Source organism: Comamonas sp. 14P8.1.4 (assembly GCF_057799285.1).
The window spans coordinates 1-1240 of sequence record NZ_JBYOKN010000026.1; the positions used below are offsets into that span (position 1 = coordinate 1).

Consider the following 1240-nt stretch of genomic DNA (forward strand, 5'->3'; position numbering starts at 1 on the left):
CGCTGCCGTGATGTTCTCATTCATGATGTCGATGTTCTCAACGGTCTTTTCAAAACGCGTCTGCAACGCACCCAGATCACCACGGGCCGAGTTCACCTGGTCAATCGCCTTGTCAATTTGCTTCAAGGCTTCCCAAGCATCCGACTGTTTCAACACGCTCAGCTTGTCCAAGCCACCCGTCTTGGTTGCTGCAGCAGCCGCCACATTCAAGTCTGTTGCAACCAAGCCGAAGTTGTTATCCGTCAGCTGTGTGGTTCCAGCATTGTCCGTAAACGTGACTGCCAGTGTCTGCGTACCTGCCGTATTGAGTTTTTCAGAGCGTACAACCACTTGGTACGCGGTACCTGCGGTATTTTTTTCCAAAAATGCCGTCACCCCGGTATCTGCAGTGTGCTGATTGATCGCAGCAACTAACTCACCGGCACGCTCTTCGCCCGTACTCGCCGCGTCAAACTCGCCCAGGTTGTAATGCACGCTGTCCACGGTCATGTAGATGCTGTTTTCTTGCGTACCGGCGGTGGTTGTAGGGGTCGTGGTCATGGTGGTCCACGAGCTGTTGCCAACCTTGAGTGCAAGCCCCGCAGCAGTTGTTGTTTCCAAATTGACCGCTGTATTGGCACCGTACGCCACATCCCCCATGGACGCTGCTTTGGCATTCACCAGCGCACCCACAGTGATGTTGTCACCAGCCTGGCTGCCCACCTGGAACACCGCACCAGAGAAAGAGCCGTCCAGAATCTTCTGGCCATTGAACGTGGTGGTCTTGGCCACACGATCAATTTCCGAAGTCAGCTGGGACACTTCCGCTTGCAGTGCTTTACGGTCTGCCGCACTGTTGGTGGCGTTGGAGGCTTGCACCGCCAGCTCACGCATGCGCTGCAGCATGTCGCCCATCTTGCCCAATGCACCTTCAGCGGTCTGCGCCAGCGAGATACCGTCGTTGGCATTGCGTGCCGCCACCGCCAGGCCCTTGGCCGACGCGTTCATGCGCTCCGAAATGGCCAGACCTGCTGCATCGTCCTTGGCACTGTTCACACGCAGACCCGAGGACAGGCGCTGCATGGAGGTCGACAAGGCATTTCCCGACAAGCTCAGATTACGTTGCGCGTTGATCGATACAACGTTGGTATTAATGGTCATTGCCATTTTGCGTTCCCTTCAAAAAAAACTGTGAAAGGCGCTGACAGCCGAGCCCTTAGACAGGGCCTCTGCGCTGCCAGCGGCCGTACTCGGCTTATTT

At 56.1% G+C, this 1240-nt stretch carries 1 protein-coding gene; it reads right to left on the reverse strand.

Going from position 1 to position 1240, the window contains the following annotated elements:
- Nucleotides 1-1146, reverse strand: a 1146-nt coding sequence (locus AC27VO_RS16455) for a flagellin N-terminal helical domain-containing protein (RefSeq protein WP_488667795.1), incomplete at its 3' end; no start/stop codon positions are given.
- Between the last annotated feature and the right edge of the window lie 94 nt (nt 1147-1240).